Raw genomic sequence first — 23369 nt, forward strand, 5'->3', positions numbered from 1 at the left:
TATTCCCTCCTTCATGAGAAAATCCTATTTATAATTTTATTGTGCCCAATTTAGGCTTTCTAAAAAGCGATAAATGTCTTCATGTAATTGATCTTTTTCTTGATCTAACGTAATAACATGTTTAGAGTTTTCATACCACTTAATATGCTTATCAAGTGACTCAGTTTGATTATATATAATGTTGGCAGATTCTGTCTCTATTACCTCATCATTTGTAGCCTGAACGACAAAAATAGGGGCATAAATCATGTCAATTTCTTGACGAGTACGTACAATAAATTCACGTAGCTCTTGGAGAGACGGCATGCCTTTTTCAGCAATGAGTGCTACTTCTGTTTCGATTTGTTCCTCCTGTTTACCTTGGAACTTTTTATAGTCTTTAGCATATTTCAAAACACCCTCAAACATGACGTCTGTAGTACGCATAGTCATAGGTGCACACATTGTAACAATTCCTTTAACAGGGTTGTTTAAGGCAACGTTTAATGCCATCACACCACCTAATGAAAGGCCGGCAACAGCAATTTCTTCATAGCCAGCATCCTGTAACTGTTTATAGGCGGCCACGACATCTTGCCACCAGTCTGCTGGACCTGTTGTGATTAGTTCTTCTGGTTCCACACCGTGACCTTTATAGTGAGGTGCTAAAGTAGTATACCCTTTTTTCTCTAAAAATCTACCAAGCATGCGGACGTCTGCCGAGCTACCTGTAAAGCCATGTAGTAATAAAACGGCACGTGGTCCTGCTTGAAAGAAAAATGGCTGTGATAATGATTTGTTCATGGTAAGCACTCCTTCATCCTAAAACGCTCATATATACTATACCCATTATAGCCCTCTCGATGATGCCTCGAGCATAACATTTGGCTATAACGTTACATTTCAATTTTTACTCCATCAAGAAAATTTTCCATTTGGTTATGATAAAAGAAAACGCCCAACCAATGTGGTTAGGCGATAGATCTTCAACTATTAGATTTTTGTAATAGCGATTGCTAAAATAAAGAATAGTATAGCTAACACAATTGTTGCACGGTGAAGGATTAAATCCATACCACGCGCTTTTTGCTTTCCAAATAGTTGCTCAGCTCCACCCGAGATGGCACCTGATAAGCCTGCACTTTTACTAGATTGAAGTAATACCACCACGATCAACGCTAATGATACGATAACTAATGAAACTAATACTACTGTATGCATTCACTGCACCTCCCGAACTTTGAAACATCACAACAGACTACATTATAACAAAAAAAGGTTGCCGTGACAAACTTAGCTTTCTGTTTAGTAGGAATTTTTCCTCTTCACGTATATCTATTTGTCGGATTATACGACTATTTGTGGATAACACCTCCTCTAATTTTAGATTATAATGGAAAAAATGATATTTTATTGGAGGATTTATGTATTGAACAAAAAATTAGCACTGCTTTTATTATGCTGCACCATTCCCTTTTTTACAGCATGCTCAAAGGCAATCGATATCCTACTACAAGATGAAGAGGATGTCACAATGACAACAACTTTAACAGAAGAACCAAATGAAACAAATACTGATATAAAAATACCAGAAAACAAAGCATTATCTGCCTCATTTTCACCTACCGATTTATTTTCAACCACTTTATTTAAGGATGATCCGGCTTTACTACAATTTGCAAAAAAAGTGGAGAAGCAGGTTGCTCAATTTGAAGAGCACTTTGAGGCTTCTTATACAGGGAAGCTGGATTTTGAGGATTTTGAAGTACAGCTCAATGATTTAAATAACCTGATTACCTTCGTTGACCCTTATACAGCTGGTTATTTTTTATATTATGAATGGGTAGCTTGGGAAACCGATAATGGCTATTTAGTAGAATTGTCCATACAATATTTAACCGATGACAAGAAGGAAAAAAAGGTAGACCAATATGTGGAGGCGTTCGCGAATCATTATATTACCAAAGACATGACAGACTTTGATCGTGCGAAAGTCATTAATGATTATGTTGTCCAGCTAGCCACATATACGGAACAGGGCTCTACTGAAGGTCAATCCGTTTTCGAATTAATTAATGAAGAAACTGCAGTATGTCAGGCTTATGCTTTACTTACTTACCGTCTATTAGTAGCATCTGATCTCGATGCGAAGTACGTCTATGGCTATAGTGAAGATCAGTTACATGCCTGGAATCTAGTCCAGGTTAATGGCAATTGGTATCATCTTGATACAACTTGGAATGACGTTGCCCCTACCGAGCCTTTTACAATTTCCTACGAATACTTTTTGGTCAATGATGAAAAACTAAGCCAAGATCATTTATGGGCCAATGAAAACTATTTTGCCGCTACTAGTAACGAATATGATTTTATGCATGATATGTGGTATGCCAATACAGTAGATAATGTGATCTATTATAACAGCATGAGCGATAGTACAGTTTATTCCTATGACTTAACGACAAATGAAAATAAGCAAATTACTGCAACTGCCTGCTATTATTTAGTGACTGACCAACAATCTATTTATTGTAGTGACTATGATAATGCAGGCTATTTAACAAAAATAAATGTCCAGGACGGTTCCGAGGAGGTATTATTCGAAGACGAGGTACTGAACTTGAACATTCAAGATGGTATTTTGTATTACGAAACGCTTGACGGTTCCAAGCATCAACAAAATTTGTAATCCTACATTGAATCTGTGTGCGGATTCCACACAGATTCTATCTCCCTCTCCTTCAGTTGGCCAACGACAGCACTATCTCTTCACATTTACAGTATTACCATATTTTATTAACAAGTTTTTAACGGTAGCTTTACACCCTTCCTTTACACTTACAGTTGATCATTCACCTAAAGGAGGAAAATCATGAAATACGCAAAAAAATGGGCTTCATTACTATTAGCAAGTGCAGTGACTTTATCCGCAGTTAGTATTCCACAGCAAGATGTACAAGCAGCTGAAGTAAAAAAAACAACAAATGTCATTATGCTGGTGATGGATGGGAGCAGTAATAATGCTGTAACACTTTCCCGTTGGTATAAAGGTGAAAGTTTAGCAATGGATGAAATTTTATCGGGTGCGATGCGCACATATTCTGCTGAATCAGCCATTACAGACTCTGCCCCTGCCGCTACTGCGTTAGCGACGGGACATAAATCGAATGATAAATATGTAGGGGTTCTCCCATCTGAGATTAATTCACCTGGATTAGCGCAAATAGATAAGAAGGATGCCTTTAGACCTGTAGCCAATGTATTAGAAGGTGCTAAACAGCAAGGGAAAGCTACTGGCTTGATTTCTACCTCTGAAATTCAACATGCGACGCCTGCCGGTTTCTCAGCACATGCTAACAATAGGAGCCAATATGGAGATATTGCTGAACAGCAGGTTTATCAAAATATTGATGTTGTCTTAGGTGGAGGTTTAGAATCGCTTACACCAGGTACATCTAAAAATGCCCGCAAGGACGGCGAAGATTTAATTAAAGTATTGAAAGATAATCAATATGATTTAGTGCATACTCGTGATGAGTTATTAAATAGTCCCTCATCAAAAATTTGGGGAAGCTTTGCACCAAGTGCCTTGGCGTATGATTTAGATCGTGCCAAAACTAGGGAATCTGAGCCTACACTTGCTGAAATGACGAATAAAGCAATCAACACGCTTAAAAAGGATAAGGATGGCTTCTTCCTTTTTGTTGAAGGTAGTAAGGTAGACTGGGCTGCACATGCCAATGACACAATCGGTATAATAAGCGATATTTTGTCGTTTGATGATGCCGTAAAAGAAGCCGTTGATTTTGCGAAGGAAGATGGGAATACATTAGTCATCGCAGTCACAGACCATGGAAATAGCGGAATTACGATGGGGAACGCCAATACTACTAGTACCTATTCAAGCATTCCTGTTTCAGCTTATATTGATCCATTAAAAAAAGCTTCCATGACCGTTGAAGGGGCTTTAAGCCAACTAAAAGAAGACCGTTCCAACATAGTGGAGGTTGCTACTCTGTATGGATTAGATCCATTAACGAAGGACGAGCTTTCTACATTAAAATCAGTGAAAGATGTCGGTAGTGAAATGGTAAAAATGCTTGCAAACCGTGCGAACATTGGTTATACGACGGGTGGTCATACGGGTGAAGATGTCTTTCTTTATTCATTTGGTCCTTCTAAATTAACTGGACTAGTTGAAAACACGGATTTAGCTCATTCAATGGCGCAATTTATGGGCTTCGACCTAAAGTCACTGACAGATGATTTGTATGTGCCAGCGACAAAGGCATTTACAGAGAAAGGCTTTACAACAAAAATAGATCTATCCGATAAAGAAAACCCAACTTTCGTTGCTCAAAAGGCGGATGTAACAGTGAAAATTCCTGTTAATAAAAACACCATGATTTATGAACAAACTTCAACGAACACAGAAAAAACCCACACATTCAATACCATTAATGTTTACAATGGCTCTGAATTTTATGTTTCTAAAAAAGTTATAGATGCCGTGAAATAAAAATAAGAGCACGAACATAAGTTGAGATTATTCCCTTATGTTCGTGCTCTTTTTACATAAAAATAGCCATCCAACAGTTTGTAACTCTTGTACATTCCCCCAGAACCTTAAATTTACCTTAAATTAATCTTATGATTTAATGAATTCACCTTAATCCAGCAACATTTTTCTCCACATTCCGTCAAATCAGTGTTAAAAACATAAGGTAAGGATTTTTAACTAGTAAATTAGTATTTTTTGAAAGTTTAATCCTATACTTTTTTTCATTGGAGGTGGACAAATGGAATCCATCAAAAATAATGAGTATCTACGCTTTATCGGATTCACGTTATTTTATTTGATCGTTTTGGTGCTGTTGTTTCTTATACATGGCTTTCATGATATGAACGCTGGACCATTTATATATACGGAATTTTAAATAAAGGAGTTTTACTGATGTTAAGTATTTTAGCAGCTATTGAACGTGTGGCCATCCAACAGCCACAAAAAACTGCTTATCAAACCTACAATGCCTCCTTAACATATGGTGAGCTTTGGCATTATTCGGATTGTCTAGCCGATTATATCATGGCACATCATTTGCAGAGACAGCAGCCCATTGTCGTTTATGGACATATGTCCCCTTTACAGATTGCTGCCTTTTTGGGTGCAGTAAAGGCGGGACACCCATATGTACCCGTTGACTCGTCAACACCGTCTGAAAGATTACAGTTAATTTTAGAGGCATCGAAAGCTTGTCTAGTATTCACTACAGAACCATTACAGATGCTAACAAACATACCTGTAGTAACAGTGAGTGATGTGTTAGACTCACCCTCCCTCCAAGACAGTCCAGCATCAACAAGCTGGGTGCAGCAGGAGGAGATTCATTATATCATTTACACTTCTGGCTCGACTGGGCAGCCAAAGGGCGTCCAAATAACTGCCAATAATTTAGCTCATTTCGTTACTTGGATGCAGGAGCATTTTCCAATACAGGAATCAGGCGTATTTTTAAATCAAGCTCCCTATTCTTTTGACTTATCCGTCATGGATCTCTATCCAGCTCTTATAGGAGGGCATATGCTTTACGCAATTACACAACAAGAAATTGCTAACCCGCGAGCTTTATTTGACTCATTAGCGCTGTCCAATACTCGTGTTTGGACGTCTACCCCTTCCTTTGCCAAGATGTGCTTAATGAACAAGGAATGGGAGCAAAAGCTCATGCCTGCATTAGATACCTTTTTATTCTGCGGTGAAGTTTTACCAGTACCTGTCATTAAAGAGCTCATGCAACGTTTTCCACAGGCCACAATCTATAATTTATATGGACCTACTGAAACGACTGTCGCTGTATCCTATGTAAAGGTAACGAAAGCATTAATAGAACAATTTGAGCAATTACCGATTGCTCCTATTTCTGAGCCAAATGTTTCTTTATTAGATGATGGAGAAATTGTTATTTCGGGGCCAACTGTCAGTGCAGGTTATTTAGGAGCACCCGAGTTAACAGCTAAAGCCTTTCCAACTGTAGCTGGTCATCGCATCTATCAAACCGGAGATATGGGCTATGAGCAAGATGGGTATTTGTTCTTTTTAGGTCGCAAGGATTTCCAAGTAAAATTACATGGTTATCGCTTAGAGATTGAGGAGATTGAGAAACAAATTAGTAACCTACCACCTGTTTCAAGCTGTGTAGTAGTTCCTGTCTATAAAGATAAAGAAATTGTTTCTCTAAATGCTCATATCGTTTTACGTGAGCCTTTAGCGGACTCTGCTTTTAAAATGACGAAGCAGCTGAAGACCCTATTATCAGAGTATTTACCTGCCTATATGATACCTAGAACGTTTAAATATATGGACGCTTTACCGCTAAATCCAAATGGTAAAGTCGATCGTAAAGGATTGGCGGTTATGGAAACAGTATGACGCCTTATGGAAATATAGCATTCTTTCTCATTATTGGACTATTATTGCTACCTACCATTCTATTAGGTTTACGTGGCAAGTCTGCGAAGCATTATAATTTATTAGTTTCGTTGATTGTTTTAGCCATTATCTTTGGACACTCATTGAACGGATCCATTTCGTTAATATTGTTTACGGTCTTTCAAATAGTGCTTATTACGACCTATCAACGCTATCGACAACAGCAAAATAATGGACCTGTTTTTGTCATGGCTGTGCTCCTGTCGATTTTGCCGCTTGTGCTAGTGAAGATTTTGCCTATCCTTGGTCTACATCATTTATTCGGCTTCCTAGGTGTGTCCTACATTACATTTAAAGCGGTGCAAATGATTTTAGAAACACGCGACGGCTTAATGAAGGAAAAAGCCTCTATCGTCGAACTGGCCTATTTTTTACTGTTCTTTCCTACAGTATCGTCGGGTCCTATCGATCGTTGGCGCCGTTTTACCAAGGATTTTCATTCGGTTTCCTCTTCGGAAGACTATCAAAAGCTGTTACTAAGTGGCATTAACTATATCTTTGTGGGCTTTTTATATAAATTTATATTGGCTTATTTAATCTACAACTACACACTTATTTATTTGCCAAACCATACGTATAACTATTTGACACCTTTCCAAGGACAGCTGGCGTATATGTATATGTATAGCTTTTACTTATTCTTTGACTTTGCAGGCTACAGTGCATTCGCAGTAGGCGTGAGCCGAATAATGGGCATTCAAACACCTATTAACTTTAACCGTCCATTTGCCAGTCGCAATATTAAAGACTTTTGGAACCGTTGGCATATGAGTCTTTCCTTCTGGTTTAGAGATTATGTTTATATGCGCTTTGTCCTTTGGATGACGAAGAAAAAATGGCTGAAAAATAAATTCGCCATTTCATATATAGGGTTCTTTTTACTCTTCTTTTTAATGGGCATTTGGCATGGCCTCGAATGGCATTTTGTCGTTTACGGCCTCTATCATGCCTTATTAATTATTAGCTTCGATAAATTCGAACGCTGGAATAAAAAGCATAAGCTTTGGCCAAAAAATAAATGGACGCATGCCATTGGTGTATTTATCACGTTCAATGCCGTATGTTTTGGCTTCTATATCTTTTCAGGAAAATTATTTTAACTAAAGGCTTTCTACAAATAAAGCCTGTTCAATAAAGGAGAATTATTAATGGATAAACAACAAGTTTTAGAAATGCTAGTAGAGTTATGTGAAGATGAAATTATTGTAGAAAACCCAGATATCGATCTATTCGAGGAAGGTCTTCTCGATTCTTTTGGTACCATTAATTTATTGGTAGAAATTGAGAATCGCTTTAATATTTCTGTACCTATTACTGATTTTAATCGTGAAGAATGGAACACGCCGAATCGTATTGCAGGGAAATTAGCTGAAAGACAATGATAAAAAAAGGCTTTCTATCACTATTTATTGCCTTAGCCCTGTTTTCAGGCTTTGTCTTCTTTCCAAATTCTTGGATCAAAGCTTGGATATCAGAAGATGATGTGGAGCAAGCCAAAACAAATATGTCTCCACTCGTTTTTCAAGGCACGTATTTACAGGAGCGAATGTTACAGGAACCTACTTCCATGCCTTTATACGGTTCCTCTGAATTAAATCGATTTGACCCGTTTCACCCTTATAATTATGCCCGTGCAACAGATGCCCCGTATACGACATTTATGATTGGTCGTGGTGGGATGCAGTCCATTACGCATTTCTTAAATTTTGCGGCGCAAGAGAAAAATTTAGAGGGCAAAAAATTAGTCTTTATTATTTCACCCCAATGGTTTACGGAAAAAGGCATGGGTGAATTCCATTTTTCACCGAATTATTCTATGTTACATGCCTATGACTTAGCGTTTAATCGTGATATGGATGCTAATCTCCGTAAACAGGCTATGGAACGCCTGTTAGAATTTGATACTGTTGAGCGAGATCGTCTCTTAAAAACGATGTATCAATATCAAATGTCTAATGGCAAAAAACATCCTGTTACAGGACGTATTGCTATGGTAGCGGGCCGCTTTCACAAGGAATTACTAGAAAAAAAGGATCTCTACTATTCGCTATTCCCTCGCAAGGGGCATTCATTAAAAAATAATGATAAGCTCGTTGCGGACCAAAGCTTTGAACAGCAAATACAGCATGCTGAAGCCTATGGGGAGAAACGTGTCTCCAATGAATATATGATTGAAAATAGAGCTTACAAGCGACTGGTTAACGCTAATTTTTCAAAGTTTAAGAATATGCGCAAGCATGAAGATTATACGGAATCTCCTGAGTACAAGGATTTTCAGTTAGTTATGGATGTGTTAAAGGATGCTGGTGCTAAGCCATTATTCGTCTCTATTCCCGTTAACGGCTATTGGTATGATTATAATGGCTATCCTAAAGAACGTCGTCAACAATATTATGAGAAGATGGCACAACTATTAAAGGATGCCAATGTCGACTATGTTGATTTTACAGACCATGAGTACGATCCTTATTTTATAATGGATACGATTCATATTGGCTGGAAGGGCTGGGTTTATTTAGACCAGAGTATGGATAAATACTGGGCACAGTAATAATTTAATAGTAAGTGGAGAGTCAGTCTGAAGTGTTAGCTCACTACAGACTGACCTTTTTTATGTTCATTAACTTTCCTCTTCATTAAATGAGAAAAGTCTAAGTTCCTCAGAATCATTGGAAAATTGGATGACCCTTTCAAACTGCAAGCCAATTCTTTCGAGTAACTTAGCTGACGCATGATTATCTTGGGTAGTAATAGCCACAATTCGATTAAATCCTAGTGTATCTAGACCATAGGCTAAAACCGCTGATGCTGCTTCATAGGCGTATCCCTTTCCCCAATAATTAGGGAGAAACGCGAATCCAATATCTACATCCTCTAAAGTATCCCTTTTGACGAAACCGCATATTCCAATCGGGGTTTGATCTTCCTTTTTTTCAACTACATATAGGCAGAATCCGAATTGCTCATACATACGTATTGCACCATTTTCTATATAATTAGCCGCCTCCTCTATGGTCTTCACACCGCGGTCACCGATAAATTGTATCCATGAGGGATCATTCACTAGCTCAAGAATAAATGGCGCATCATCCGTTGTTTGTAAGCGCAGTATAAGTCGTTCTGTTTCAAGAATGTACATTGTCACTCTGCTCTCCTTTCGTCTGGAGCTTACAGTCAAATTTACTGCTCTCCCATTCAGATGCTAAAATAGAATATTGATATTCATCCACCCATTGCCCTTTTGACATATAGTTTTGTAAGAAATGACCTTCACGTCTCATCCCTACACGTTCAAGTACGGCAATAGATTTGTTATTTCTTACATCCACAAAAGCAATGACTTTATGTTTCTTGAATGAATGGAAAAGATAATTCATTAACGCGCAAACCGCTTCCTTTGCATATCCCTTCCCTTGATGTTTCGGAGAAAGGGTAAATCCAATTTCTACAATGCGTGGTTCACTTAAAGGCGTGTGAAGTGCGCAATCTCCAATAAGCTCATTCGTTTCCTTCAAAGCAATGGCGAATTGGTACCATGTCCCTGGCTGATGAGGAACATGGTTTATTTGGTGATGCACGAACGTTTTTGCTTCGTGATATTGATAATTCTCCCACGATTGATATTTAGCTATTTCAGGATCAGCCCGATATGCATAAAAGCTCTCAATATCATCCGTCTGAAATTTTCTTAATAGAAGACGATCTGTTCGAGCAAATACTTCCATATTTTTCTCCATAGTATTTTCCCTTTCATAACTTTCTTTCATACATATTATTATAATCATAATAAACGATGGATGCTTTGTTCATTTTTCATGAACACATCCATCGCAATCATTACATCCATAAAAAAATCGCCCCAAAAGTATGTTTCACTTTTGGGACGATATACATATCAGTCGCTTATTTTAAGTTATAGAATGATTTTAAACCAAGGTACTCAGCTGTTGAACCAAGTTGATCTTCGATGCGAAGAAGTTGGTTGTATTTAGCTACACGGTCTGTACGTGATGGCGCACCCGTTTTAATTTGGCCTGCATTTGTTGCTACGGCGATATCAGCAATTGTTGCATCCTCTGATTCACCAGAGCGGTGAGAGATAACTGCTGTGTAGCCTGCACGTTTTGCCATTTCGATCGCTTCAAATGTTTCTGTTAATGTACCGATTTGGTTCACTTTGATAAGGATTGAATTTCCTACTCCTTGCTCAATGCCTGCAGATAATTTTTTTGTATTTGTAACAAATAGGTCATCACCTACTAATTGAACACGACTACCAATACGTTCAGTTAATAGCTTGTGTCCAGCCCAGTCATTTTCATCTAAGCCGTCTTCAATTGAAATGATTGGGTATTTGTTTGTTAACTCTTCGTACCAATCAACCATCTCTTCTGAAGTTTTGACAACACCTTCACCATCTAAGTGGTATTTACCATCTTCTTTATTGAAAAGCTCTGATGAAGCTACATCCATTGCAAGCTTCACTTCTTCACCTGGTTTGTAGCCTGCTTTTTCAATCGCTTCTAAAATGACTGTAATCGCTTCTTCGTTAGAGCCAAGGTTTGGTGCGAAACCACCTTCGTCACCTACTGCTGTATTATAGCCTTTAGCTTTTAGTACTGCCTTCAGGTGATGGAAAATTTCAGCACCAATACGTAGTGCATGGCGGAAAGATTCTGCACCGACAGGCATAACCATAAATTCTTGAATATCTACATTGTTATCTGCGTGTGCTCCACCATTTAAAATGTTCATCATTGGTACTGGTAATTGTTTAGAATTAAACCCACCAAGATATTGATAAAGAGGTACATCTAAATAATCTGCCGCAGCATGTGCAACTGCCATGGATACACCTAGAATTGCGTTAGCACCTAGCTTGCCTTTATTTTCTGTGCCATCAAGCTCTATTAAAGCTTTGTCAATGACAACTTGGTCAAGAACAGAATAGTTACCTTCTAATTCTTGTGCAATAATTGTGTTAACATTTTCAACTGCTTTTAATACACCTTTGCCTAGGTAACGAGAGTTGTCACCATCGCGTAATTCTACAGCTTCGTATTCACCTGTTGATGCACCTGATGGTACGATTGAGCGTCCGAAAGCGCCCGACTCTGTAAATACTTCAACCTCTACTGTTGGGTTCCCACGTGAATCTAAAACTTCGCGAGCATAAACTTGTGTAATAAATGGCATAATTAATTCTCCTCTTTTTCAATTAATGATTGACCTGTCATTTCAGTAGGCTGTGACACCTCTAATAATTCTAACATGGTTGGAGCCAAATCGGCTAAAATACCACCATTTCTTAAAACAACATTTGGTTTTGTCACAATTACTGGAACAGGATTTGTTGTATGAGCTGTCATAGGCTCCCCTGCTAGTGTTACCACTTCATCTGAGTTCCCATGGTCAGCTGTAATAATAGCTGCACCACCTTTTGCAAGAAGCGCATCGACTACTTTCCCTAAGCATTCATCCACTACTTCAATGGCTTTAATTGTTGGTTCAAGCATTCCACTATGACCTACCATATCAGGGTTGGCAAAGTTAAGAAGAATACCATCAAATTTTTCAGCCTCAATTTCCGCAAGTAAGGCTTCTGTCACCTCATAGGCAGACATTTCAGGTTTTAAATCGTATGTGGCAACCTTTGGGGATGCGATTAAAATACGTTCTTCACCTAAGAATTTTTCCTCACGTCCACCACTCATAAAGAAAGTAACATGTGGATATTTTTCGGTTTCGGCAATGCGTAGCTGTGTTTTACCATTCATCGCTAACACTTCACCGATTGTATTTTTCAAGTTGTCATTTTCATAAGCAACCTGTGCATTAACTTCATCACTATAATGAGTAAAGGACACAAATTTTAAGTTTTTTGGATGCTTGGCAGATACTGCAAAACCATCAAAGCCTTCATTTGTGAATACTTTTGACAACTGTATAGCACGGTCAGGACGGAAGTTAAAGAAAATAACTGCATCGTTATCACTAATCGTTGCCACTGGCTCTCCATGCTCTTGAATGCTAAACGGAATGACAAATTCATCTGTCACTTCACGCTCATAGGATGCTGCTACACCACTTTTTGCACTTTCCGCTGTTTGACCAACGCCATCTACCAGTACATTATAAGTAAGCGCGACACGATCCCATCGCTTATCGCGGTCCATTGCATAGTAACGACCGTGAATAGATGCAAATTGACCTACTCCCATTTCAGTCATTTGTTTTTCTGTTTCTTCAATATAGGCTAAAGCTGTTGTAGGCCCAACATCTCGACCATCTAAGAAGCCATGAACGAAAACGTCCGTTAAATCTTGCTGTTTTGCAAGCTTTAATAGAGCAAACATGTGCTCATAATGACTATGAACACCACCATCTGATAAAAGCCCCATAATATGCAGCTTAGAATTATGTGCTTTCACATGTGCCACAGCATCTAAAAATGCTTGATTTGTAAAGAAGTCCCCTTCACGTATCGATTTATTTAAGCGCGTTAAGCTTTGATAAACAATACGACCAGCACCAATGTTTAAATGACCCACCTCGGAATTACCCATTTGTCCTTCTGGTAGCCCAACGGCCTCTCCAGATGCTGTTAATGTAGCGTGTGGGAATTGGCTCCAATATCGATCAAAATTTGGCTTATTAGCCTGTGCTACTGCATTTCCGAATGCTTCATCACGAAATGCAAAGCCATCTAATATAATTAATGCTACTGGCTTTTTAGGCATTTGCTGCCGCCTCCAATAATGTTAAATAAGATTCTGGTTGTAAGCTTGCTCCACCAACTAATGCTCCATCAATATGCTCTTTTGTTAAAAGCTCATGAATGTTGTCAGGCTTAACGCTGCCACCATATTGGATGCGAACTGCATTAGCCGTTTCAACATCAAATAATTCCTCAACGACCGAACGAATCGCTCCGCAAACTTGATTGGCATCATCGGCTGTAGCCGTTTTACCTGTACCGATTGCCCAAATTGGTTCATAGGCAATGACCATGTGCTCTACTTGCTGCGCTTCAAATCCAGCAAGTGCCGCTTTAATTTGGCCCGCAACCTTTTGTTCTGTTGTTCCCGCTTCACGTTCCTCTAGCGTTTCACCACAGCAAATAATCGGTACAATATTATGTGCAAGTGCTGCTGTTACTTTTTTATTAATAGCTTCATCTGTTTCATTGTAGTACTCGCGACGTTCTGAGTGTCCTAATATGACATAGTCCACGTCCACACTTGCTAGCTGTGCAGGACTAATTTCACCAGTAAAGGCCCCTTCATTTTCATAGTGCATCGTTTGGGCACCAATAGCTAGCTCCGATTCACTAGCAACTTGCACAAGTGTAGGTAGGTAAAGTGCTGGTGCGCAAATTACAGCGTCTACTTTCTCATTAGAAGGAAGTTTATCCTGTACGGCATCTACAAATTGTATAGCTTCTTCAAATGTCTTAAACATTTTCCAGTTACCTGCAATAATTGGTTTACGCATCGTCTTGCCTCCGATTTTTTATTTGGCTTATTTATCGTTTAGTGCAACAATCCCTGGAAGCTCTTTACCTTCCATTAGCTCTAGTGAAGCACCGCCACCTGTAGAAATGTGATCCATTTTATTAGCTACTTCAAACTTTTCAACTGCCGCCGCAGAGTCACCACCACCGATTACTGTATAACCGGATGTAGTTGCCATTGCGTCAGCCACTGTTTTTGTACCATTCGCAAATTTATCCATTTCAAAGACACCCATTGGTCCGTTCCAAATGATTAATTTAGAATTTTTAATGACCTCTGCATAGTGAGCAGCTGTTTTTGGCCCAATGTCTAGTCCCATCCAATCGGCAGGTATAGCATCTACATCCACAACTTTTGTTTCCGCATCTTGTGAAAATTCATTAGCCACTACCGCATCAATTGGCATATGTAATTGCACGCCTTTCGCTTTCGCCTTTTCAATAAATGATTTTGCTAGCTCAATTTTATCTTCTTCTAATAATGATTTCCCAATATCGTAGCCTTGTGCCTTAATGAACGTGAATGATAATCCACCACCAATAATTAAGTGGTCTACTTTTTCTAATAAACTTTCAATTACACCAATTTTATCTTTAACTTTGGCACCACCGATAATCGCTGTAAATGGATGTTCAGGATTCGATAGCGCTTTACCAAGTACATCTAATTCCGTTTGCATAAGGAAACCCGATACTGCAGGAATGTGCTTGGCGATTCCTTCTGTAGAAGCATGTGCTCGGTGAGCTGCACCGAAAGCATCATTGACATAAATATCTGCTAGCTGAGCAAATTGCTGTGCTAAAGCTGGATCATTTTTTTCTTCGCCTGCATGGAAACGAACGTTTTCAAGAAGTAAAATGTCTCCATTCTGCATGCTCGCAACAGCTTCTTCCACTGCTTGCCCAATGGATTCATCTAGCTTCGTAACTGGTTTGCTCATTAGCTCCGCTAAGCGGTTACCAACTGCTGTTAGACGCATGTCCTCTTTTACTTCACCTTTTGGACGACCTAAATGAGAAGCTAAAATGACTTTTGCACCTTGCTCTACTAAATATTCAATTGTTGGAATAGCTGCTCGAATACGTGTTTCATCTGTAATGGCCCCATCCGCCATTGGAACATTAAAATCAACACGTACAAAAACGCGTTTACCTTTTACATCAATATCTTTCATTGTCTTCTTATTTAACATGAAGAAACTCCCTTCAAAGTTGTTTTAGTCTTACATCCTTGTGTTTTACCCATCTTGGCTCCACACCATGCTTCCTAAATCGAAAAGTCATCTTGGTACTTTTTCGGGGTCACCATCTAGTATGCATATGATTCTCCAACTTTTGATAATGAACCCTAATACTTGTTTTTATAGTAGCAAAAATACCCTTTTATGTCTTGCAAACACCATGTATCAATTACGCCTTAGTGTTGGAGCCCTAGCAAAATCTGTGACATCCACCGGGCTATTATCTTGATGTAGTTGGTGGTGTTTGGACACCCACTCCCACTCCATTAAAGAGAGCCATTTGTGTATTCATCACATCACCTAAAGAGGTGGGCGTTTCCTGCTGAATTTAGACAAAAAGGGAGTAAGGGTTATCCCTTACTCCCAATACCCTTGTATATTATATCTATTCGATATTATAAAGGCTATACTTTTTGTACATAAAAAGCAGTATTATGTCACACTTTTTACTCAAAATGTTGAAATATGATACTTATTTATTGTTTAACCCTTGTTCAGCAATGTATAAAGCTAAGTCCATTAAGCGAGTAGAGTAACCAATTTCGTTATCGTACCAAGCTAGAACCTTCACCATTTTGTTTTCTAATACCATTGTTGAAAGACCATCAACCGTAGAAGAATGGTGGTTACCGTTATAATCAATAGACACTAATGGTAGTTCATTGTAGTCTAAAATGCCTTTTAATTCATTTTCAGATGCTTCTTTTAATACCGCATTAATTGCTTCTTTCGTTACATCTGCTTTTAATTCTACAACTAAGTCCACACATGATACGTTAGGTGTTGGTACACGCATAGAGAAGCCATCTAATTTACCTTTTAATTGTGGTAATACTTTAGAAACGGCTACCGCTGCCCCAGTTGTTGTTGGAATCATAGATACCGCCCCTGCACGCGCACGACGTGGGTCAGAGTGTGGGAAGTCTAGGATTCGTTGATCGTTTGTATAAGAGTGGATTGTTGTCATCATACCGCGTTCAATGCCAAATTTCTCATCAAGTACTTTCGCTACAGGCGCAAGACAGTTTGTTGTACATGAAGCATTTGAGATAACATCGTCTGTTGCTGGGTTATAGTCTGTATGGTTGACACCCATAACAAATGTAGGCATTGCTCCTTTTGCTGGTGCAGAAAGGATTGCTTTTTTAGCTCCTGCTTCAATATGCTTACCTACTTCTTCCACTGAACGGAAATGACCAGTACATTCAAGAACTACGTCTACTCCTAATTCACCCCATGGTAATTGTGAAGGATCTTTTTCAGCATATACTTTTATACGTTGACCATTCACTACGAAAGAATCTTCATCTGCATTGACTTCAGCATCATAGATACCGTGGACTGAATCATATTTCAATAAGTGTGCAAGCTGACCTGCGTCTGTTAAGTCGTTTACAGCTACTACTTCAAATTCATTTTGCTTCATTGCCTCACGAAATACTAAACGTCCAATACGTCCAAATCCATTAATTGCTAATTTTAATGCCATTGTTAATTCCTCCAATAATGTGTAATGTCTGCCTCTATTGAAATAGAGACGTTAAATTGCTTTTATGCTCATTCAAAAAGTGCTTCAACACTTTTTGAGATCGAGTGACATGGTAATGCTCACACCCATCATTCAAGATGGCTGTCAGAAGATAATGTAGCAGCAATGGCTTTTGCAGCTGCTTCATCTGTAATAAAAATAGTTTGCTTTGGCGCTACTTTAAAATAAGAAAGCATCGCATTGACCTTTTGTTTTCCTGCTGCCACGGCAATAACTTGCTGGCTATTTTTTACCTGTTCAAGCTGAATGCCAATCGTGCGGATACGATGTACGATTTCACCATCGGCATTAAAGTAATAGCCAAATGCCTCACTTACCGCACCCTTCTCCTCAAGAATTCGCAAATCCTCAGAAGATGAATTACGTCGAATCGCCATTTCCTCTGCCGATCCAATGCCATGGATCACACAATCTGCTCGATCATAAAATGCCATCATTTCAGTTACCATAGGCTCAGTTAACATAGCTTGATAAGCTTGCTCACTTAAATGCTCAGGTAAAAATAACGTACGGTATTGTTCCTCCATCTGCATGGCAAATGTTGCAACAAGCGTATTAGCTTGCATTTGCATTTCATGACCAATTCCTCCACGTGCAGCAACAAAGGTAATATCTTTTTGTCCATCTAATGGATGTAAAAATTGAGCTAGCGAGGCAACTGATTTTCCACCAGTGACCGCTACAACTTGTTCATCAAATGCAGTAGACATAAATTGCAATGCTGCTTCCTTGCCAAGCAAGGTTAGGATTGTATTGTCTTCACTATAATCACCTGGTACAACAACAACATGTTGTATACCAAAATGGTTTTCAAGCAATTTTGCAAGCTGGGTTAAACCAGACCATTCATAAACGATGGCTCTCAGTTTTTCAATCACTTCTTCACCATCATCTGTACATACCATACCCGACTTTTGTGAATCTAATAACCCTTGTTCACGTAAAATGTCAGTTTCTTTACGAATTTCTCTCTCTGTCATTTTCAAAGAATCTGCGAGTGTTCGACGCCCGATAGGTTGCATGAGTTGAACGGCTTGCAAAATACGATATCTAGATTGCAGAAGCGGATACATTTCAGGAAGTAGCCTTTGCTGTGCCTCTGGAATAGTGAACATATTTATCTACTCCCTTGTTAATAGGGGTGGGTTGTATTTCATCCCACTATATCATTTTGTGTCCCACTTATAATTTTATTATAATACGCATATTTGGAAAGCGCAAGTAATTGTATAGTTTTGGATTAAAAAAAAGCCCCGTAGCTTAGTTAATAGCTACGAGACTTTGATTTGCTTATTTTGTGAAAGATAAAATTGCATTTTTCTTGAATCCTTCTAAAGCTTTTGTTGCTTCATTTTTATTTGTAAATTCAAAAATACGAACGTCCTTTTTTTCAAATACTGTAATAACCCACATTGTAAAATCTCCCTTCACATCGCTTTTGTAATATAACAACCACTAGAATTTGTGATACTTTTCATTATCTGTTTTATAACAACGTCTTACTTGATACCTATTCTACTCTGATTTTTATAAAATAAAAGTCTAATGTGAAGGTCTTCACAAACTGTTCAAATTCAAACCGCTTTCATTGAACAATTTGTGAATTGTATGAATGACAACTAACAATAGAGCGATTTTCGCCGTTAATACCTTTTTAAAGACCTGTAACTTAACTGCCCAAGTACTCCATCAATGTGGCATAATCAAGATTGCCGTATTGGATAACGACCCCATCCTTTTCTACTACAGGTATCATTAACATATATTTTTCGTGTATCCGATCATCCTCTTCAATATTAACTATTTCAATATCGAACGCTACATCTTCCTGTACAAGCTTTAATGTATGTAAGCCCTCTACACATAATGGACAATTAGCTCGACTAAAAAATTGAACAATCATGGATGGCACCCCCCTGTTTCTATTTTAAACGAAGTGTTTTTGCTTTCGTTTTTTCATGGTAGAACTTTAACAATGAATCTAACACGATGACAATGATAATTACAATGATTGTAAACTATGTGGTGGATTGATTCAAAAACTTACTAAAAAAATGAAAGGCATTGAGTGCGAATAACAAGCGCATCAATGCCTTTTGGTTATTATGTTATTTTAAATGATGATCAAGGAATTTCAACATGGCATTATAGAATTCGATTCTGTTTTCTTCATTCGCGAAGCCATGGCCCTCATTATCCTTTAACATATACTCTACGTCTACACCTCTAGCACGTAAAACTTCTACAATTTGGTCGGATTCCGCTTTGTTGACACGTGGATCATTTGCGCCTTGTGCAACAAATAAAGGTGTTTTAATTTTATCTGCATGGAACACCGGAGAAACCGCTGTTAATAATTCTTTATCTTTCTCTGGATGGCCTACTCGTTCATAAAACAGTTCTCTCATAGTTTCCCAGTATGGTGGAATTGTATCTAATAGTGTGAAAATATTAGATACACCTACATAATCAACTGCTGCTGCATATAAATCTGGTGTATACGTAATACCAGCTAATGTTGCATAACCACCAAATGAAGCACCGTAAATACCGATACGTTTAGGATCAGCAATACCTTGGTCAATCGCCCATTGAACGCCATCCGTTATATCATCTTGAATTTTCAAGCCCCATTGCTTATTACCAGCTTGCAGGAATTCCTTCCCATACCCAGTCGAGGAACGGAAGTTTACTTGCAACACTGCATAGCCACGATTTGCTAATAACTGTACTTCTGGATTAAAGCCCCACATATCGCGAGCCCACGGTCCACCATGTGGGTTTACAATAAGAGGAAGATCTTTAGCATTTTTATTTTTCGGCAACGTTAAATAACCATTTATAATTAATCCATCACGACTCTTATAAGAAATAGGATGCATTTCTGCAAGTTCTTCAGCTTTTAACCAAGGACTTAAAGTCGCTAATTCTGTTAATTCATCTGTTGTTGAATCATAGTAATAATATTTTCCATAGATGGTGTCACTCGAAACGCTCACAATAAATTTTGTCATTTCTTTATTGTAATCATTTATACCAAATTCGCTTTCATGTACACCAAGCTTGTTTTGAATTTGACGAAATAACTTTTCAAAGTCCTGATCAAAGAATTGATAATGAATTTTGTCTGTAGCATAAGCACCATATAATAATTTATCTTTTTCAGCATTATACAATACACCGGAAACATCGACTTCATCATTAGACATGATTACTTCTTCATTTCCTTGTAAATCATATTTTACTACTTCGACTTTATCTCGACCTTTATTGGATGTAGCATAGATAAACTTATTGTCCTTTGAGAAAGCTAACGGCATGACTTCATCCCCAGCACCCATTTTAATAAATGGTCTGAATTCATCCTTTTCTGAATCTCGATAAAGGACAGCACCTTCCACCCCGTCAGTAGCCACAGCTACACGTACATTGCCATTACGATCTGCTAACCAGTTCGTAATATTACCAGGATTTTTAGCAACATGAGTCGTATTTCCCGTCTTAACATTTAGCTTGTACACATCAAAAACGGTAGCATCCTCTTTGTTCATCATAATAAGAATTTCGTCTTTCACACCTTGTAAGCTATCCAATATCCCTACAGTCACGTTAGGATATGGTGTTAAATCTTTTTCCACAGAACCGTTAAATGTTGTAGAATAAATATGGAAGTTTTCATCTCCACCTTTATCTTTCAAATAAAGTAAAGCATCATCCTTCCAGAAAAAACCTGCAATATTTCGATCCTTTGAGTTTGAAACACGAACAGGCTCACTATTATCATTCATTTTTTTCACGAAAACATTCGAGCGGTTCTCCCATGCAGAAGCAAATGTAATGTAATTACCATCTGGTGACAGTTCGTAACCAAAATTCCCTGGATTTTTTATAAAATCTTCCACGGAAATTTCTTTTACCCCTTCATTATTGGAACCATTTTTTATATGTTTAACATTGTTAAGGAGTTTACTAGCATCTTGTTTCGTCATAAACTCAGTACTTGAGGACACTCCATTAAAGAAACCAAGCTTATTGGCTTTCTCTAAATACGCTGTCAGTGACGTTTCTTTTTCTTCTTTATCGACAGCTCTGACTAAAATCCGAGCTGCTTGATCACGTTTAATAGTAGCGCTTAAATCTGAAATCTCCCCAGCCTTTACCCATTGATCTTTAAACTTTTGACGCATTGAATCGGAGCCATGCTGGAATGTTAAAGCTGTTACTGCTAAATCTAGAAACTCCTGGGCTGAAAGATGTTCCTCTTGTGCTAATACAACCTTTGTTTCATTGGCAGCATGTACTTCCTGCAATGTTGCAGGAATAACCGTAGCAGTTGTTAAAATAATGGCTAATGATGCAGTTAAAAATCTTTTTTTCAAAATGATTCCTCCCTATATCAGTTTACGTTATATCGATAGTCGATATATGCAAATTATACCATTATTTGTATTTTTGTCAATATTTTCACATTAAAAGCGAACTAAACAATTAGCTCGCTTGTCATTAATATTAAAATTTCCGGCTTGCCCCTCCACCTGCTGAAGATCCGCCACCAAACCCTCCAAAACCACCACCACCTGAACGTCCGCCACCAAAGCCGCCAGGATAGCCGCCGTAGCCTCTGCCACGAGGACCGCCTCCTCCACCTTTCGAAAAGAATGAAGAAAAAATGAGGATCATAATAACGATGACAATAATGAGCCAAATGGGCATTCCTTCATCTTCATTTGCACCTGCTGGTAATTCACCATTCCAATTATACTCTTCAGCTACAGCACGAAAGACCTCTGCATATGTAGCTAGAAAGGCTTGATCATTATCACCTTCACTTGCGAAAGGGTAAAATGCATTATCTAAAATACGTCCTAATTTACCGTCTGGTAATGGTCCCTCTAAGCCTTGACCAACAGCTATCACCACATCATTTTGGCCTTTTCCCTGTCCAAATGTAGCGAGTAGGAGAACACCGTTATTTTTCTCTTTGTCCCCAATGCCCCAGGAACGAATCATCTTTGTCGCATACATTTTCGCCTCCTGCCCATGAAGGCTATCGAGGGTTACGACCATGATTTCAGCACCTGTCCCTTTGTCTAACTGCTCTGAATAATGGTTTAGCTCTTGTTTTACATCTAAAGATAGGACATTCGCAAAATCATGGATATACGTGTTTTTCATGGGTGACGGCATTGCTGCTTTTGTCATATTCGTGCTAAAAAGAAGGACTGAGCAAACGATAATCAGCTGTATAATACAACGCTTCATCACTCTGTACCTGGTTGACTAAAATCAATAGAAGGCGCTTGTTCGGCACCCGCAGCGGCTTTAAAGTATTCTTTTTGTTCAAACCCAAACATTCCTGCCATTAAATTTCCAGGAAAACGTTTAACATGTTTATTGAATTGTTGTACTTCATTATTGTAATCCTCCCGCGCAACTGCCAAGCGATTTTCCGTTCCAGCAAGCTCATCCATTAACTGACGAAAATTTGCATCTGCTTTTAAGTTAGGGTAGTTTTCCACGACTACTAGTAAACGACTAAGTGCACCAGTTAAAGCATCATTCGCAACAGCTTGCTGCGCGGGAGTATTAGCATTGCTCATTTGAGCACGTGCGCTGGTAATATCCGCAATGACCTTTTGCTCGTGATTCGTATAACCTTTCACAGATTCAACCAAATTGGGAATTAAATCATAGCGGCGTTGAAGCTGGTTTTCAACTTGCGCCCATTTGGAATCTACATTTTCCTCAGCTGTCACTAAACTGTTATATTTAGGAATCAATACTAAGGCTAACACGATAAGAATGATAACAATTATCCCAATAGGTCCAAACCATTTCTTCATTTTTAAAATCCTCCTTGACTTGCATTTCCTTTTGTTAGTCTACATTTTTGCCTTTGCATTTATACCGTATGAAATTCCTTTGGCTTGACATACTAAATACTGCATCAAAAATTATATGAGGAGGCGTTTTTTTTGTCACAATCGTTTTACAATGAATCATCATCCAATCAAACAAATTTCAATCAACAACATAGTCTAAATCATGGTGGACACGAAATGATGGACATGCATGAAGCAATTGGTGAAATTATCGCTGGTATGAATCAAGCGATCATTTTACGTCCACAAGTAAAGGATCAAGAATTACTCAGCATTTTGGATCGTCAATATAATTTTACATTGGGTATGTATAATACAATTGTTGAGTCCTTTAAAACAGGTCATGATCCATCTGTTCCTACGGGGCGTTACCAAATGGAAACAGGAAATGACTTTAAATACGGCTTAACTCCAGGGCAACCTAAAAAACCAATGCAAAACGCCAATGAAATTAATGATGAAGCCATTTCTGGTTTCTTACTAGGCGCTCAAAAGGGAGTAGCAAAATGTATGACGGCTGCTGCAACAGAAACGACAAACCCTGTTGTTCGTCGTGTTGTTGCGGATAGTATTCCCAACTGCATTGAAATGGCCTATGAATTATCCATTTACCAAAATAAACATGGTTATTATCAAGTGCCTCAGTACTCTCAACAAGATATGCAAACGATGCTTAATGCATACGATACAACCTCTAATCCCCTTCATTAAAAAT

At 38.4% G+C, this 23369-nt stretch carries 23 protein-coding genes; 8 read left to right on the forward strand and 15 right to left on the reverse strand.

Annotated elements, in window-relative coordinates; genetic code table 11:
• Positions 1-36: 36 nt before the first annotated feature.
• Complete coding sequence (locus B3D94_RS03785) at positions 37-783, reverse strand: alpha/beta hydrolase (RefSeq protein WP_031417776.1); 747 nt, start codon at positions 781-783, stop codon at positions 37-39.
• Positions 784-972: 189 nt separating this feature from the next.
• The gene (gene secG / locus B3D94_RS03790) at positions 973-1200 is read right to left on the reverse strand and encodes a preprotein translocase subunit SecG (protein ID WP_008173196.1); all 228 of its coding nucleotides are present in this window, start codon (positions 1198-1200) and stop codon (positions 973-975) included.
• 208 nt (positions 1201-1408) lie between these two features.
• On the opposite strand from secG, the gene B3D94_RS03795 reads away from it, so the two are divergent.
• From B3D94_RS03795 to dltD, 7 genes are all read left to right on the forward strand, one after another.
• Positions 1409-2668: a DUF5050 domain-containing protein gene (locus tag B3D94_RS03795; RefSeq protein WP_291754900.1), complete on the forward strand. Its 1260-nt coding sequence runs from the start codon at positions 1409-1411 to the stop codon at positions 2666-2668.
• Positions 2669-2851: 183 nt separating this feature from the next.
• Complete coding sequence (locus B3D94_RS03800; RefSeq protein WP_291754902.1) at positions 2852-4498, forward strand: alkaline phosphatase; 1647 nt, start codon at positions 2852-2854, stop codon at positions 4496-4498.
• A 280-nt stretch (positions 4499-4778) separates the two neighbouring features.
• Complete coding sequence (locus B3D94_RS03805) at positions 4779-4916, forward strand: teichoic acid D-Ala incorporation-associated protein DltX (RefSeq protein ID WP_025116578.1); 138 nt, start codon at positions 4779-4781, stop codon at positions 4914-4916.
• A 17-nt stretch (positions 4917-4933) separates the two neighbouring features.
• On the forward strand, positions 4934-6409 hold the full coding sequence (gene dltA / locus B3D94_RS03810) for a D-alanine--poly(phosphoribitol) ligase subunit DltA (RefSeq protein ID WP_291754905.1): 1476 nt from the start codon (positions 4934-4936) through the stop codon (positions 6407-6409).
• Positions 6406-7569: a D-alanyl-lipoteichoic acid biosynthesis protein DltB gene (gene dltB / locus B3D94_RS03815; RefSeq protein ID WP_291754907.1), complete on the forward strand. Its 1164-nt coding sequence runs from the start codon at positions 6406-6408 to the stop codon at positions 7567-7569. Before dltA ends, dltB begins: the two co-directional genes overlap by 4 nt.
• A gap of 48 nt (positions 7570-7617) precedes the next feature.
• On the forward strand, positions 7618-7851 hold the full coding sequence (gene dltC / locus B3D94_RS03820) for a D-alanine--poly(phosphoribitol) ligase subunit 2 (RefSeq protein ID WP_012292252.1): 234 nt from the start codon (positions 7618-7620) through the stop codon (positions 7849-7851).
• On the forward strand, positions 7848-9020 hold the full coding sequence (dltD, locus tag B3D94_RS03825) for a D-alanyl-lipoteichoic acid biosynthesis protein DltD (RefSeq protein WP_291754913.1): 1173 nt from the start codon (positions 7848-7850) through the stop codon (positions 9018-9020). The genes dltC and dltD overlap by 4 nt, the downstream gene beginning before the upstream one ends.
• 69 nt (positions 9021-9089) lie before the next feature.
• Here the strand turns inward: dltD and B3D94_RS03830 are convergent, their stop codons facing one another.
• From B3D94_RS03830 to B3D94_RS03890, 13 genes are all read right to left on the reverse strand, one after another.
• Entirely contained in the window at positions 9090-9608 is a 519-nt protein-coding gene (locus tag B3D94_RS03830) for a GNAT family N-acetyltransferase (protein ID WP_291755016.1), read from the reverse strand.
• Positions 9595-10206, reverse strand: a complete 612-nt coding sequence (locus tag B3D94_RS03835; RefSeq protein WP_291754916.1) for a GNAT family N-acetyltransferase — start codon at positions 10204-10206, stop codon at positions 9595-9597. The genes B3D94_RS03830 and B3D94_RS03835 overlap by 14 nt, the downstream gene beginning before the upstream one ends.
• 166 nt (positions 10207-10372) lie before the next feature.
• A complete protein-coding gene (gene eno / locus B3D94_RS03840) occupies positions 10373-11665 on the reverse strand; it encodes a phosphopyruvate hydratase (protein ID WP_069482559.1) in 1293 nt (430 codons plus the stop codon).
• 2 nt (positions 11666-11667) lie between these two features.
• Positions 11668-13209: a 2,3-bisphosphoglycerate-independent phosphoglycerate mutase gene (gene gpmI, locus B3D94_RS03845; protein ID WP_069482560.1), complete on the reverse strand. Its 1542-nt coding sequence runs from the start codon at positions 13207-13209 to the stop codon at positions 11668-11670.
• Positions 13202-13963: a triose-phosphate isomerase gene (tpiA, locus tag B3D94_RS03850; RefSeq protein WP_291754919.1), complete on the reverse strand. Its 762-nt coding sequence runs from the start codon at positions 13961-13963 to the stop codon at positions 13202-13204. Before tpiA ends, gpmI begins: the two co-directional genes overlap by 8 nt.
• Positions 13964-13990: 27 nt before the next feature.
• Positions 13991-15175, reverse strand: coding sequence for a phosphoglycerate kinase (locus tag B3D94_RS03855; protein ID WP_069482562.1), 1185 nt, complete (start codon positions 15173-15175; stop codon positions 13991-13993).
• A 520-nt stretch (positions 15176-15695) separates the two neighbouring features.
• Positions 15696-16712, reverse strand: a complete 1017-nt coding sequence (gap, locus tag B3D94_RS03860; RefSeq protein ID WP_008173218.1) for a type I glyceraldehyde-3-phosphate dehydrogenase — start codon at positions 16710-16712, stop codon at positions 15696-15698.
• A 128-nt stretch (positions 16713-16840) separates the two neighbouring features.
• On the reverse strand, positions 16841-17887 hold the full coding sequence (locus B3D94_RS03865) for a sugar-binding transcriptional regulator (RefSeq protein ID WP_291754922.1): 1047 nt from the start codon (positions 17885-17887) through the stop codon (positions 16841-16843).
• A gap of 175 nt (positions 17888-18062) precedes the next feature.
• Positions 18063-18185 carry a hypothetical protein gene (locus B3D94_RS03870; protein ID WP_255250346.1) on the reverse strand — a complete coding sequence of 41 codons (123 nt, stop codon included), beginning with the start codon at positions 18183-18185 and terminating at the stop codon, positions 18063-18065.
• A 256-nt stretch (positions 18186-18441) separates the two neighbouring features.
• On the reverse strand, positions 18442-18675 hold the full coding sequence (locus tag B3D94_RS03875; RefSeq protein WP_069482564.1) for a glutaredoxin family protein: 234 nt from the start codon (positions 18673-18675) through the stop codon (positions 18442-18444).
• A 205-nt stretch (positions 18676-18880) separates the two neighbouring features.
• Positions 18881-21151 carry a S9 family peptidase gene (locus B3D94_RS03880; RefSeq protein WP_069482565.1) on the reverse strand — a complete coding sequence of 757 codons (2271 nt, stop codon included), beginning with the start codon at positions 21149-21151 and terminating at the stop codon, positions 18881-18883.
• Between the two features lie 130 nt (positions 21152-21281).
• On the reverse strand, positions 21282-22034 hold the full coding sequence (locus B3D94_RS03885; protein WP_291754926.1) for a TPM domain-containing protein: 753 nt from the start codon (positions 22032-22034) through the stop codon (positions 21282-21284).
• Positions 22034-22615, reverse strand: a complete 582-nt coding sequence (locus B3D94_RS03890; protein WP_069482567.1) for a LemA family protein — start codon at positions 22613-22615, stop codon at positions 22034-22036. The genes B3D94_RS03885 and B3D94_RS03890 overlap by 1 nt, the downstream gene beginning before the upstream one ends.
• Before the next feature lie 132 nt (positions 22616-22747).
• Here B3D94_RS03890 and B3D94_RS03895 point away from each other — a divergent pair, with 132 nt between their 5' ends.
• Positions 22748-23365: a spore coat protein gene (locus tag B3D94_RS03895; protein ID WP_069482568.1), complete on the forward strand. Its 618-nt coding sequence runs from the start codon at positions 22748-22750 to the stop codon at positions 23363-23365.
• The last annotated feature ends 4 nt before the right edge of the window (positions 23366-23369 follow it).

Source organism: Lysinibacillus sp. UBA5990 (genome assembly GCF_002429815.1).
Lineage (GTDB): Bacteria > Bacillota > Bacilli > Bacillales_A > Planococcaceae > Lysinibacillus > Lysinibacillus fusiformis.